At 70.6% G+C, this 12,183-nt stretch carries 13 protein-coding genes and 1 pseudogene; 8 read left to right on the top strand and 6 right to left on the bottom strand.

Annotated features, from left to right (window positions below; all coding sequences use genetic code 11):
- Positions 1 to 954, top strand: a pseudogene (locus DW299_RS18755) (hypothetical protein); the annotation flags it as partial.
- A 25-nt stretch (positions 955 to 979) separates the two neighbouring features.
- Here DW299_RS18755 and DW299_RS00870 read toward each other — a convergent pair.
- Positions 980 to 1,600, bottom strand: coding sequence for a hypothetical protein (locus tag DW299_RS00870; protein ID WP_168443047.1), 621 nt, complete (start codon positions 1,598 to 1,600; stop codon positions 980 to 982).
- A 61-nt stretch (positions 1,601 to 1,661) separates the two neighbouring features.
- On the bottom strand, positions 1,662 to 2,066 hold the full coding sequence (locus DW299_RS00865) for a phage holin family protein (protein WP_136032042.1): 405 nt from the start codon (positions 2,064 to 2,066) through the stop codon (positions 1,662 to 1,664).
- A 52-nt stretch (positions 2,067 to 2,118) separates the two neighbouring features.
- On the opposite strand from DW299_RS00865, the gene DW299_RS00860 reads away from it, so the two are divergent.
- From DW299_RS00860 to DW299_RS00845, 4 genes are all read left to right on the top strand, one after another.
- On the top strand, positions 2,119 to 3,186 hold the full coding sequence (locus tag DW299_RS00860) for a histidinol-phosphate transaminase (RefSeq protein WP_136035303.1): 1,068 nt from the start codon (positions 2,119 to 2,121) through the stop codon (positions 3,184 to 3,186).
- 96 nt (positions 3,187 to 3,282) lie between these two features.
- Positions 3,283 to 4,410 (top strand): thiamine pyrophosphate-dependent dehydrogenase E1 component subunit alpha, encoded by a 1,128-nt coding sequence (locus tag DW299_RS00855; protein WP_136032047.1) that lies wholly within the window; start codon positions 3,283 to 3,285, stop codon positions 4,408 to 4,410.
- 11 nt (positions 4,411 to 4,421) lie between these two features.
- Positions 4,422 to 5,387, top strand: coding sequence for an alpha-ketoacid dehydrogenase subunit beta (locus tag DW299_RS00850; RefSeq protein ID WP_168443048.1), 966 nt, complete (start codon positions 4,422 to 4,424; stop codon positions 5,385 to 5,387).
- A 24-nt stretch (positions 5,388 to 5,411) separates the two neighbouring features.
- Complete coding sequence (locus tag DW299_RS00845; RefSeq protein ID WP_136032052.1) at positions 5,412 to 6,764, top strand: dihydrolipoamide acetyltransferase family protein; 1,353 nt, start codon at positions 5,412 to 5,414, stop codon at positions 6,762 to 6,764.
- A 152-nt stretch (positions 6,765 to 6,916) separates the two neighbouring features.
- On the opposite strand, the gene DW299_RS00840 is transcribed toward DW299_RS00845, so the two are convergent.
- Positions 6,917 to 7,786, bottom strand: a complete 870-nt coding sequence (locus DW299_RS00840; RefSeq protein WP_136035301.1) for an SDR family oxidoreductase — start codon at positions 7,784 to 7,786, stop codon at positions 6,917 to 6,919.
- Between the two features lie 23 nt (positions 7,787 to 7,809).
- Between DW299_RS00840 and DW299_RS00835 the strand changes: the two genes are divergently transcribed.
- Both DW299_RS00835 and DW299_RS00830 read left to right on the top strand, forming a co-directional pair.
- Positions 7,810 to 8,292, top strand: coding sequence for a MarR family winged helix-turn-helix transcriptional regulator (locus DW299_RS00835; RefSeq protein ID WP_136035300.1), 483 nt, complete (start codon positions 7,810 to 7,812; stop codon positions 8,290 to 8,292).
- Complete coding sequence (locus DW299_RS00830) at positions 8,289 to 8,915, top strand: NAD(P)-dependent oxidoreductase (RefSeq protein WP_136035299.1); 627 nt, start codon at positions 8,289 to 8,291, stop codon at positions 8,913 to 8,915. The genes DW299_RS00835 and DW299_RS00830 overlap by 4 nt, the downstream gene beginning before the upstream one ends.
- 115 nt (positions 8,916 to 9,030) lie before the next feature.
- Here DW299_RS00830 and DW299_RS00825 read toward each other — a convergent pair whose 3' ends face one another.
- The 3 genes from DW299_RS00825 to DW299_RS00815 are packed head-to-tail and all read right to left on the bottom strand — an operon-like array spanning position 9,031 to position 10,866.
- A complete protein-coding gene (locus tag DW299_RS00825; RefSeq protein ID WP_136032060.1) occupies positions 9,031 to 9,480 on the bottom strand; it encodes a MarR family winged helix-turn-helix transcriptional regulator in 450 nt (149 codons plus the stop codon).
- A gap of 30 nt (positions 9,481 to 9,510) precedes the next feature.
- Complete coding sequence (locus tag DW299_RS00820) at positions 9,511 to 9,840, bottom strand: NIPSNAP family protein (RefSeq protein WP_136035298.1); 330 nt, start codon at positions 9,838 to 9,840, stop codon at positions 9,511 to 9,513.
- 9 nt (positions 9,841 to 9,849) lie between these two features.
- Complete coding sequence (locus DW299_RS00815) at positions 9,850 to 10,866, bottom strand: quinone oxidoreductase family protein (RefSeq protein WP_205814305.1); 1,017 nt, start codon at positions 10,864 to 10,866, stop codon at positions 9,850 to 9,852.
- Positions 10,867 to 11,030: 164 nt separating this feature from the next.
- Here DW299_RS00815 and DW299_RS00810 point away from each other — a divergent pair, with 164 nt between their 5' ends.
- Positions 11,031 to 12,116, top strand: a complete 1,086-nt coding sequence (locus DW299_RS00810; RefSeq protein WP_136035297.1) for a serine hydrolase domain-containing protein — start codon at positions 11,031 to 11,033, stop codon at positions 12,114 to 12,116.
- The last annotated feature ends 67 nt before the right edge of the window (positions 12,117 to 12,183 follow it).

The raw sequence follows: 12,183 nt of genomic DNA, 5'->3' as shown, positions 1-12,183 counted from the left end.
TCGGCGGCGCAGGCTCGGCTCGACCGTCTGCTCGCCGCCGACCCGGCTCTCGGCCTCGTCGCGACCGCGCTCGTGCTGCAGTGGACGACCCGTCCGCTCCTCGGCCCCGGGGTGCTCCTCGGCGGGCTCGGGCCGTCGGTGGCTCCGGCGGCCGCGGTGACCCAGCTGCTCGGCTCGACCACCGGTTTCGCGAAGGTGCAGCCGGGGGAGCGCCTCCGGGGTCACGCCGATCCGGTGCGCGTGACGGCGGTCGCCCGGTCCGCGCCGCGGGCTCCTGCCGACCTCACCGCGGCGCTGCGCCGCCTTCCGGAGAGCGGCGGCGCCCAGGTGGCCGTCGAGCGCTACACGATGAAGGACGGTGCGACCCGCTACGTGGCGTATCTCTCCGGCACGCGGTCGGTGTCGCTCGCCCCGACCGGGACGGAGCCGTGGGACATGCGCTCGAACGTGCAGCTGTACGCCGGTACGCGGTCGGCGTCGTACCAGGCGACCCTCGATGCGCTCGCAGCGTCCGGGGCGCAGCCCGGGGATCGTGTGGACGTCGTGGCGTACTCGCAGTCGGGCATGATCGCCGCGCACGTCGCGATGGAGAGCGACTTCGACGTGGAGCTGCAGATCACGGCGGGCAGTCCGTCGGAGCCGACGCTGGACGACGATCAGACGCTCGTGCAGCTGCGCCATGCCGACGATGTGGTCTCCCGGCTCGCGACGGGCGGCTCCGCCGAGGGCACGGGTTCGGCCGACAGCTTCACGGCCAGCAGGCTCGTCGAACCGCTGCCCGGCCCGGACGACCTGGGACTGGGGTCGCACGGGATCGAGGAGTACGAGGAGACCGCCCGCCTGGTGGACGCTTCGTCTGACCCGCGCGCCGAGGCCCTCGGCCGGTACTGGACCGAACTGGGCGAGGCCACCGAGGTGGAGCGCACCGAATACCGTGCCGAACGCGTCGGATGAACTGCTGCGGTCCGCCACGGTGCGGCTAGGCGAACGCGAACGACTCCACGAGCGCGTACCCCTGGTCGTTCGACACCCGCACGGTGAAGTCCGTCTGCGGGGCGGGGTAGGGCAGGGCGCGCTCCTCGCCAGGCGCCAGCACCACGGTGTCCGTGGACTCGGGGCTGCCGTCGCTGCCCAGGTCGAACGCGACGGTCACGGTCATGGGCGCCGTCGAGTCGTTGCGCACGTGCACGGTCAGCACGCCGGAGCCGTCGTCCGGGTCGATCCGCGCGGTCAGTCCGAGCGGAGCGCAGTCGAGCTCCACGCGCTGCTGGAACCGGAGCCCCCCGTCGGTGCTCGCGCGGATCGTGTACCCGCCGTTGGGCACGAGCCCGAAGCCGAACGGGCGGGTCTCCCCCGGGGAGAGCAGGGGGCCGGGGCCCGCGTCCGGCTGAGCGCCGTCGGCGGTGAGCTCGAGGTACGTCTGGAGGGGATCCGCGGTGTCGTTGCGCAGCATGAGGGTGATGCGGTCGGCGGACTCGCACGCGGTCACGGTCCAGGCCGTCAGCTCCGGGGTCGCGCTCGCCGCGGCGACCGGGGCCGCGGCAACGGCCGCGACCACGGGAACACTCCAGGCCGCGGCGACCACGGCGCGCCGCGTCACGCCCGCCGCCGCATCTCGTCCCTGCCGCTCGCCGAGGGGCTGCGGCTCGAACGGCCCCACGTCAGTCGCGGCGCGAGCGCTTGCTCTGCGGACGCAGGATGGCGCCGAAGATCCCGTTGATGATCGAGATGATCAGGGCGGCCAGCACGCCCCACCAGAATGAGCCGACCGACAGCCCCCAGCCGAAGCTGCTCGTGATCCAGGCCGTCAGCCACAGCAGGAAGCCGTTGATCACGAAGCCGATGAGCCCGAGCGTGAGGATGTACAGCGGGAAGGCCACGACCTTCACGACCGTGCCGATGATGGTGTTCACCAGGGCGAAGATCGCGCCGACCGCGAGCAGCGTGAGCACGAGCTGCAGGGTCTCTCCCGGGGGGAAGGCGGTCACGGTCACCTGAAGGACCGGGATGAGGGTGACGACCCAGATGGCGAAGGCGTTGACGACGACGCGGATGATGAAGCGCATAGTCCGTTCAGTGTCCCACGGCGACCGTGAGCTGTCAGCCTAGACTCGACGCGTGACCGAGCCCATCCTGCCCCGCATCCGTCCCGCGATCGCCGCCCTCGCGCCGTATCGGCAGGGGAAGCAGGCGGGGCCCGAGGCCTTCAAGCTGTCCAGCAACGAGAACCCGTTCGAGCCGCTGCCCTCGGTCGTCGACGCGCTGCAGCGCACCACCCCGATCAACCGCTACCCGGACGCCACGGCCGGGCGGCTGCGGGAGCGTCTCGGGGCGCGCTACGGCGTGCGGCCCGACGAGGTGCACGTCGCCTCGGGGAGCGTGTCGATCCTGCACCAGCTGATCCTCGCGACCGCGTCGGCCGGCGACGAGGTGGTCTACGCGTGGCGGTCGTTCGAGGCGTACCCGAGCCTGCCGCTCGTGGCCGGGGCGACCGGCGTGCAGGTGCCTCTCACGGCCGATGCGCGGCACGACCTCGACGCGATGGCCGCGGCGGTGACCGACCGCACGCGCGCCCTCATCCTGTGCACGCCCAACAACCCGACCGGCCCGATCATCACGGCGTCGGAGTTCGACCGCTTCATCGACCGCGTTCCGGCCGACGTGCTCGTGATCCTCGACGAGGCGTACGCCGAGTTCGTGACCGCACCCGACGCCGTCGACGGTCTCGCCGCCCGCGTGTTCGAGCGGCACCCGAACGTGGTCGTGCTGCGCACCTTCTCCAAGGCGTACGGCCTGGCCGGTCTCCGCGTGGGCTACGCGATCGGGCACGAGAAGGTGCTCGACGCGGCACGCACCACGGGTATCCCGCTGTCGGTCACGTCCGCCGCCGAGAGCGCCGCGATCGCCAGCCTCGACGCCGAGGACGAACTGCTCGAGCGCGTCGCGGTCATCGTGGAGCGCCGTGAGCGCCTGGTGGCCGGGCTCCGCGCGCTCGGCTGGGACGTGCCCGACTCGCAGGCCAACTTCGTGTGGCTGCCCACCGGGGAGCGCACCGACGAGGTGGCCGCCGCTTTCGTGGCCGCCGACCTCATCGTGCGGCCTTTCTCGGGTGACGGGATCCGCATCTCGGTCGGCGAGGAGGAGTCGCTCGACCGCGTGCTGGAGGTCGCCGCAGCGCAGCGCTGATCCCCCGGGATCCGCGGAATCTCGGGCTTCCGCGAAGATACGAGGGGGCCCTAGGTATGCGTGACCCGGAATGCCGGCACGGGTAGCGTGGGGCCCGTGAGCACCCCAGAGACCCCCCTCGTACGCGTGCTGGACGAGACCGGAAAGGTCGCGCCCACGGCGGAGGCCGAACAGTATCTGCCGCTCGTCGAGGCGATCCCCGACGCCGAGCTCGAGCAGTTCTACCGCGACATGGTGAGCATCCGGGCCATCGACACCCAGGCGACGAACCTGCAGCGCCAGGGGCAGCTCGCCCTCTGGCCGCCGAGCCGCGGCCAGGAGGCGGCGCAGGTCGGCTCCGGTCGCGCCGCCCGCGCGCAGGACACGATCTTCCCGTCGTACCGTGAGCACGCGGTCACGCGCATCCGCGGCGTCGACCCGCTCGACATCATCAAGCTGATGCGCGGTGTCTCGCACGGCGGCTGGGACCCCACCGACCCGAAGAACGGCAACACGCGGCTGTACACCCTGGTGCTGGGCTCGCAGGTGCTGCACGCGGCGGGCTATGCGATGGGGGTCGCGTTCGACGGACGCTCGGGCACCGGCGACCCCGAGCGGGACGAGGCCGTCATCGTCTACTACGGCGACGGAGCCTCCAGCCAGGGCGACGTGCACGAGGCCATGGTCTTCGCCGCGAGCTACCAGGCTCCGACGGTGTTCTTCCTGCAGAACAACCACTGGGCGATCTCGGTGCCCGTGACCACGCAGTCGCGCGTGCCGCTCGTGCAGCGCAGCGCCGGATACGGCATTCCCAGCGTGCGCGTCGACGGCAACGACGTGCTCGCCAGCTACGCGGTGTCCCGCGTGGCGCTCGACGAGGCACGCGCGGGCGGCGGTCCGCGCGCGATCGAGGCCGTGACCTACCGGCTCGGTGCGCACACCACGAGCGACGACCCCACCAAGTACCGCGGCAACGACGAAGAGCTGATGTGGGAGGGACGCGACCCGATCGTGCGCATGCGCGCGTTCCTGGAGAATCGCGGCGCCTCAGCGCGGTTCTTCGACGAGGTCGACGCGGAGGCGGCCGACGCCGCGGAGGATCTGCGCGCGCGCACGGTGACCCTCGGCATGCCCGACCCCGACGAGATGTTCGACCACGTGTACAGCGACCCGCACCCGCTGATCGATCAGCAGAAGGCGTGGCGTGCGCAGTACGAGGCCTCGTTCGAAGGAGACGCCCGGTGACCCTGGAGACGATGCCGCTCGGCAAGGCGCTGAACGCGGGGCTGCGCAGGGCGATGGAGGACGACGCGAAGGTCCTCCTGATGGGCGAGGACATCGGGAAGCTCGGGGGTGTGTTCCGCATCACCGAGCACCTGCAGCGCGACTTCGGCGACCGGCGGGTGCTGGACACGCCGCTGGCGGAGTCGGGCATCGTCGGCACCGCGATCGGCCTGGCGATGGCCGGGTTCCGTCCGGTGGTCGAGATCCAGTTCGACGGGTTCGTGTTCCCGGCGTTCGACCAGATCACGACGCAGCTCGCGAAGCTCACCAACCGCCACGCGGGTTCGCTCAGCCTGCCGATCGTGATCCGCATCCCCTACGGCGGGCACATCGGCGCGGTCGAGCACCACCAGGAGAGCCCGGAGGCGTACTTCACGCATACCCCCGGTCTGCGCGTGGTGTCGCCGTCGACCGCGAACGACGCGTACTGGATGATCCAGGAGGCCATCGCGTCGAACGACCCGGTGGTCTTCCTCGAACCCAAGAGCCGGTATTGGCCCAAGGGGGAGGTCGAGCTCGACGCGTCGGCCGTGCCGCTGCACTCGTCCCGGGTGGTGCGCACCGGCAGCGACGTGACCCTCGTGGGCCACGGCGCGATGGTCACCTCGCTGCTGCAGGCCGCGGCGCTCGCGGAAGCCGAGGGCACGAGCTGCGAGGTCGTCGACGTGCGGTCGCTGTCGCCGGTCGACTACGACCCCATCCTGGGCTCGGTGCGCAAGACCGGCCGCATGGTCTACGCGCAGGAGGCTCCCGGTCACACGAGCCTCGGCAGCGAGATCGCGGCGACCGTGATGGAGCGCGCGTTCTATGCGCTCGAGGCGCCCGTGCTGCGGGTGTCGGGTTACGACACGCCGTTCCCTGCCGCCAAGCTGGAGGGCGCGTACCTGCCGGATGCCGACCGCATCCTCGAGGCCGTCGACCGCTCCCTCGCCTACTGAATCCGGTCCACGAGAGGATCACGCATGAGCACGCAGAACTTCCCCCTTCCCGATGTCGGTGAGGGTCTGACCGAGGCGGAGATCGTCGCGTGGAAGGTGGCACCGGGCGACCGGGTCGCCATCAACGATGTGATCTGCGAGATCGAGACCGCGAAGTCGCTGGTCGAGCTGCCCTCTCCGCACGCGGGCGTCGTGGGTGAGCTGCTCGTCGACGAGGGAGCGACGGTCGAGGTCGGGACCCCCATCATCACGTTCGTGACGGACGCCCGCGATGACGCCGGTCCCGGCGCCGTCGTCACGGCCGAAGCACCCGCTCCCGAGGAGGGTGGCGGCTCGGTGCTGGTCGGCTACGGTTCGGGCGGCGGGGCGACGTCGCGCCGCAAGCGTCCGGCCGAGCGCCCCGTGCGGTCGTCGGTGGGCGTGATCGCGAAGCCGCCCATCCGCAAGCTCGCCCGCGACCTCGGCGTCGACCTCACCACGGTCACCCCGACGGGTGCGGACGGCGAGGTCACCCGGGACGACGTGGTGAAGCACGCCTCGCAGGCCAGCGTGTTCCGCAACATCGAGACGCCCGAGTGGGGGAGTGTGCGCGAGGAGACGGTGCCCGCTCCATCGGCGGCGCCGTCCGGGTTGGCGCGGGGCCTCACGGCCACCCGGCCCTCGGCGGCGGGCGACGACCGCACCGAATCGATCCCGGTGAAGGGCGTGCGCAAGGCCACGTCGTCGGCGATGGTGCAGAGTGCGTACTCGGCCCCGCACGTGACGGTGTGGAAGGAGGTCGACGCGACCCGCACGATGGAGCTCGTGAAGCGCCTCAAGGCGTCGCCGGACTATGCCGACATCAAGGTCTCGCCGCTGCTGCTCATGGCACGCGCGGTGATCTGGGCGGTGCGACGCACCCCGATGGTCAACGCCGCGTGGATCGATACGGAGGCCGGGGCCGAGATCGCCGTCCGTCACTACGTGAATCTGGGCATCGCGGCCGCCACGCCGCGCGGCCTGCTCGTGCCGAACATCAAGGACGCCCAGGACCTCAGCATGAAGGAGCTCGCCCGAGCCCTGAACCGGCTGACGCTGACGGCGCGGGAGGGCAAGACGCCTCCGGCCGACCAGCAGGGCGGCACCATCACCATCACGAACATCGGTGTGTTCGGGATGGATGCGGGAACGCCGATCATCAACCCGGGCGAGGCGGGCATCGTGGCGATGGGCACGATCAGTCAGAAGCCGTGGGTCGTCGACGGTGAGGTGCGTCCGCGCTGGGTGACCACGGTCGCCGGCTCGTTCGACCACCGTGTGATCGACGGCGACGGCATGAGCCGCTTCGTCGCCGACGTCGCCTCGGTCCTGGAGGAGCCCGCGCTGCTGGTCGACTGATGTGAGACGGCGCCGAGCTCTGAGCGGTGGAGGGCTTCATCGCGGGAGACGAGCTGCGCGTCTCGGTCAGGGAGGTGTCGCGCTCCGGACGATCAGGATGCGCGGGTCGTCCGCCCGTCGTCGGCGCTCAATCGACGAGACCTCAGACGTCGTCAGCGCACCCAAGCGGCGCGTTCGCGGTCCGCGAACTGCCGGAACGTCGTGGCGGGTCGTCCGGTCAGTCGTCGTACCGATCGGTTGGGGAAGGCGGAGACGTTGAAACGGACGACACGGTAGATCATCTTCTGCACGTCGATGTAGTCCTGCGGGTAGCCTTCCCCGGCGAGCCGAGCGAGGTACTCGTCCTCGCTCGGCCGGAGGTACCGGATTCGACGGCCGAGAACGTCGGAGAGGATCCGGGCGACGTTGCGATAGGTGAGGGTCTGCTCTCCGTTCAGCGTGTACTTCTTGTTGTTGTGCCCCGGTGAGGTGAGCACCGCGGCAGCGACCGCTCCGATGTCGTGTGCGTCGATGAATGCCGTGAAGGCGTGTCCGGCTGGCAGGAAGATCTGATCACGGTCGCGGATGTCGTCGCGGTATGTGGTCGAGAGGTTCTGCATGAAGAAGTTCGGACGGAGGAACGTGTACGGAGCACGGATTCTCTCCAGGTACTTCTCCACGCGGTAGTGCGGAACACCCTTGTTGTGCTCCACGCCCTGTAGTGAGAGGAACACGATCTGACGGATGCTGAGACGCATGGCGGCATCGATCAGAGGAAAGAGGTACCGCTCGACGTCTTCGATCGGTGGCGGACGCATGAGGAATAGGCGATCGCACCCTTCGAGGGCCTCTCGCATCGCGTCGGCGTCGCCGCCGAAGTCGAACACTCGCGCCTCTGCCCGCGGCGGCAACTGCTCCGCCGCGGAATCGCTGCGGACGGCGGCGACGACGCGCTCACCCTTGCTGAGGAGGCAGGAGGCGACGGCAGCGCCTACCGAGCCCGTCGCGCCGGTAACGAAGACCCCTGCTCTGAGCTCAGACATATCTGTATGATACAACTATACGCATGGACCTGGCCAGGATCGATGATGCGTTGCTCGCGATGCGCCGGATCTGGGCTCCGACGACCTCCGGGCGCCCGGCTCGCGGCGCGTCGCCGACCGTCGACCTCTCGACGGTGCTCCTCGTGCATGCCGTGGGCGAGGGCGAAGGTGTCCTGACGGTCACCGAGGCCGCGGAGCGTCTGGGAGTCACACCGACGACAGCGAGCCGGTTGTGCGCTCGCGCCGTCGACGGGGGCTATCTCGACAAGGTGTCCGCCGTCGCGGATGCTCGTCGGCGCGGACTCACGTTGACCGAGAAGGGTCGGCGGCTGCGGCGAGAGTCCGAGACCTTTCGCCTCGAGTACCTGCAACGTGTGCTCGAAGGGTGGACGTCCGACGAGGTCCACACCTTCTCCGTTCTCCTTTCTCGTTTCGCCAGCGTTGTTGCCGTGAACCCGCCGACGCCGCCTCCCCCTTTCCTGAACAATGAAGGAGCTTCCTCATGAAGGTCGCTGTTCTCGGCGGTACCGGCCGCACCGGATCCCTCCTCGTCGACGACCTTCTCGAAAGGGGACAGCAGGTCGTCATGCTCGTGCGGGACGCGAAGAAAGCGGCAATGGTCGCCGACCGCGTGACCCTCATCGAGGGTGATGTCCGCGATCCTGACGCTGTCGCCCGCACCATCGACGGTGCGAACGCCATCGCTTCAGCGCTGGGTCCGGTAGGTAAGGACGCGACGCTGCTGCGCGACACGGCCGGCATCGTGACGTCCGCCATGGCTGAGGCCCATATCAGCCGCTACGTCGGTATCAGCGTGGCCGGCCTCACTCTTCCCGCGGACCGCAAACGTCCGCGTGACAAGGTCATCTCCTGGCTGTTGAACCGACTCGGGGGCGAGCTCGCGAAAGACAAGATCGAAGAGTATTCGGCATGGGCGCACAGCGGCCTGGACTGGACTCTCGCCCGCGTGCCCCGGTTGATCGACGGACCGCTCAGCGAGCTCGACGTTGACCCGCATGTATCGGGGAGGCGGACGACGCTCACGCGTGCCAATCTCGCCCGCTTTCTCTGCGATGCCGTCGTGGACGGCGGCTACTCACGCTCGGCCCCGTTCCTCAGCGACCGCTGAGACGCCTGCCGCCGGCCAGCCAGAGGTCCCAGCCGAGGAAGGACGTCTGATTCGGTGTCCGCGCTCAGTGAGTCGCTGGTGCGCTCGATGTAGACCAGAACGCGCGTCCTTGCGGTCACGAGAACACTGACGGGTCTCCCGCCGGCGGGAGCGCTTTGCGCAGGAGCGCGGTGAGGAGCTCCTGCTCCTCGTCGGACAGTCGCGCGAGCGCCTCCCGTGCGAACGAGAAGGCACGCCCGAAGTCGCGGTCGAGAGCGTCGCCCTTCGGGGTGCGGGCCACCATCCGGACGCGCTTGTCCTCGGCGGCGGCCTCTCGGTAGGTGAGGCCCGCGCCGTCGAGGCGACGGACGATCTGCGTGATGTTCGACGCGTCGCACTCGAGCTCGACAGCGAGCCCGCCCATCGACCGGGACCGGGAGAGCCGCCCGAGGACGCACGCCTGGGCAGCGCTGAGTCCGACGGATTCGGCGGCGCGGTCGAAGGCCTGCTCGTACGCGTTCACCAGGTCGAGGAGAAGCTCTTCGGCCTCCGAGGTCCCGGTCGCGACGCGGTGGGTGACTGCCATGCCCCGATCCTAAGCGCTTGAGGCGATCAATCAATCGTGGAGCTCGGGAGCCTCCGCGGGCAGCAGCGGGCGCATGAAGGTGCGCTCGTAGCGGAGGACGCAGCCGCTCTCGTCGCGGATCCGGTCCGCGGCGATGAACTCCGGATCGACGCCGAAGCGCTGCCGGTAGACCTCGTAGGCTGCGAGCGAGGGGAACGTGAACAGCGCCAGCGCCTCGTCGCTCTTCCCCTCCGACGGCAGGAAGTACCCGTGGTGGATGCCGCCGTGGCGAGTCACGAGATCCATCCACGCGCGGGCGAACCTCTCGAATGCCTCGATGCGGGCGGGGTCGACCGTGTACGTCACGACGCAGGTGATCACGGACACACCTTACGGCCGACCCGCGACCGCCGGCGGGAGGAGCCCGTCGCCGCGGATGATCAGCGCCAGTTTGCCGACGTAGTGATCGCGGAGCGCACGGTGGGCATCCCGCACCTGCGACATCGGGAACCGCCGGGCGACGTGGGGCGTGAACGGCCCCGACTCGATGGCGACGTTGAGGCGGTCGAGTGCGGCTCGTGTGCGGTCGCCGTCGAACGAGAGGATCGGCACCGCAGGCGCGGTGGCGGGCAGCGGATGGACTCCGTGCGGCCACGCCACCCGCCCCGACGGCGCGAGGGCCTGCAGGGCGCGCTCCGCCATGGGGCCGCCCGCCGTGATCAGGGCGCCGTCGATGCCGTCCGGGGCGAACTCCTCCGCCGCGACCAGTACGTCCTCCGCGCGACCGTCGACGACCGCGTCGGCACCCTGCTCGCGCGAGAGGGCGACACCATCCGCGCCGGACGACGCCGCGAGCACCCGCAGGCCACGCTGGCGTGCCAGCTGCACCGCCATGTGCCCCATGCCGCCGCTGGCGCCGAACACCAGGAGCGTCTGTCCGCGGTCGAGGTCGAGTGCATCGAGGCCGCTCTGCGCGGTGAGGGCGTCCCACGCCATCACGCCCGCCTGCTCGAGGGACAGACGCGCGGGTACGTGCGCGACGTGCTCTTCGTCGACGACGCCGTACTCTGCGTAGAAGCCCCCGCGGGGCACCGGGGTGGATGCCGCATAGACCCGATCGCCGACCGCGAAGCGCGTGACCTCGCTGCCGACCGCCGCCACGGTCCCCGCCGCGTCCCACCCGAGCACGTAGGGAAAGCGCGACGGGATGCCGAAGACTCCGTCGTAATCGCCGCGGCGCTCGACCGCGTCCCACGAGGCCACGGCGGCGACGTGCACGCGGAGGAGCACGTCGCTCCGGCCCATCTCGGGGACGGCGATCTCGCGCGACCGGAGTTCGTCCTCGTCTCCGAACCGGTCGAGCACGACCGCGTTCATCTGCGGGGGAACGTTCGGCGATGCGGGCATGGGTACTCCTTTACTTGAGTGACTCAACTACATCACAAGTGCTTGAGTCGATCAAGCACTAACGCCGACCCTTCGTGCGGGTCCCCCTGCCGGTGGATGTGCGTGCCCGCGGGCCCTCCCTACGGTGGAAGCACAGCGCACGACCACACGGCAGGGGATGATCGATGCAGCGCAGCGAGGGGTTCGGAGACCCGGCGACGGAGCTGGCGACGCTCGCCGGCTCGGCTGAGGCTTCCGTCGCGGCAGCCCTCCGCGGAAGCTCCGGGGAGTGGACGCAGGTGGCCTATCCGGTGGAGGCGACACGCGCGCGCTTCGAGATCGGCTCGGTGAGCAAGGCGCTCACGGGCTCCCTGTTCGGCGTGCTCCTGGCCGCCGGCGACGTGGACGCGGAGCAGCCGATCGACGACGCGCGCGGTGAGCGCCTCCCGTGGCGAGGGGCCGCGCCCACGCTGCTCGACCTGGCGACCCATCGCTCCGGACTGCCGAACACGCCGCGGCGGCTCGTGCGGCGCGAACTCGCCACCGCGCTGGGGTTCAGCGTCAAGGACCCGTGGCGCGGTGTGGACGACGACCGCTACCGCGAGCTGCTGTCGGCCAGCGCCGGACGCGCGCGTCGAGACGGCCGCTTCCGCTACTCCAGCATGGGCGTCGGGCTCCTGGGCGACGCACTCGCCGCGGTGACCGGGGTGCCGTTCGCGGAGCTGATCCGCGAGCGGCTCCTCGATCCGCTCGGCATGACCAGGACCGGACTCGATCGGCCGACCGCGGGTCCGGATGTGGTGGAGCGGCCCACGAACGGCAAGGGCGTCGGGCTGCCCTACCTGAAGGACGCGATGCCGGCCGCGGGCATGTACGCCTCCACGCTCGACGACCTGCAGCGGCTGGCGGATGCGTTGCTCGGCCCGGCGCCCGCGGAGGTCGCCGAGGGACTGCGCCTGGCCGTCACTCCGCACCACCGCCTCAAGGACGACCTGCAGCTCGGGCTCTGCTGGTTCCTGGTGGGCTCGGGTCCGGCGCCCATGATCGAGCACACCGGGGGCACCTGGGGCTCGCAGGCTCAGTTCACGGTGCAGCCGGGCACCGGCCGGGCGGTCGTCGCGCTCACGGCCACCCCTCGCCGCATCGACTCCTTTGCCGCCCGCTACCTGGCCGCCGGAGCGTCGGCGGTCGAGTCGCGCGCGGACGAGACCGCCGAGGCGCACACTCCCGAGCCGCCGGAGGCGACGGCGGCGTCGCCCCGCACCCCGTGACCTGGGCGGTCGCGCTCTAGGCGGTCGTGCGCAGGCGCCGGGCCGCGAGCAGCGGGACCGCCCAGGT

It is taken from the genome of Microbacterium sp. K35 (assembly GCF_004794375.1).
GTDB lineage: Bacteria > Actinomycetota > Actinomycetes > Actinomycetales > Microbacteriaceae > Microbacterium > Microbacterium sufflavum.
Note: the sequence above shows the minus strand (reverse complement) of the source record. Positions and strands in the feature narration are given on the sequence as shown.

Excerpts from the sequence above, each read along its gene's own strand:
- DW299_RS00865 (WP_136032042.1), bottom strand. The coding sequence starts at position 2,066 with ATGCGCTTCATCATCCGCGTCGTCGTCAACGCCTTCGCCATCTGGGTC.
- DW299_RS00850 (WP_168443048.1), top strand. The coding sequence starts at position 4,422 with ATGCCGCTCGGCAAGGCGCTGAACGCGGGGCTGCGCAGGGCGATGGAG.
- DW299_RS00845 (WP_136032052.1), top strand. The coding sequence starts at position 5,412 with ATGAGCACGCAGAACTTCCCCCTTCCCGATGTCGGTGAGGGTCTGACC.
- DW299_RS00840 (WP_136035301.1), bottom strand. The coding sequence starts at position 7,786 with ATGTCTGAGCTCAGAGCAGGGGTCTTCGTTACCGGCGCGACGGGCTCG.
- DW299_RS00835 (WP_136035300.1), top strand. The coding sequence starts at position 7,810 with ATGGACCTGGCCAGGATCGATGATGCGTTGCTCGCGATGCGCCGGATC.
- DW299_RS00830 (WP_136035299.1), top strand. The coding sequence starts at position 8,289 with ATGAAGGTCGCTGTTCTCGGCGGTACCGGCCGCACCGGATCCCTCCTC.
- DW299_RS00825 (WP_136032060.1), bottom strand. The coding sequence starts at position 9,480 with ATGGCAGTCACCCACCGCGTCGCGACCGGGACCTCGGAGGCCGAAGAG.
- DW299_RS00815 (WP_205814305.1), bottom strand. The coding sequence starts at position 10,866 with ATGCCCGCATCGCCGAACGTTCCCCCGCAGATGAACGCGGTCGTGCTC.
- DW299_RS00810 (WP_136035297.1), top strand. The coding sequence starts at position 11,031 with ATGCAGCGCAGCGAGGGGTTCGGAGACCCGGCGACGGAGCTGGCGACG.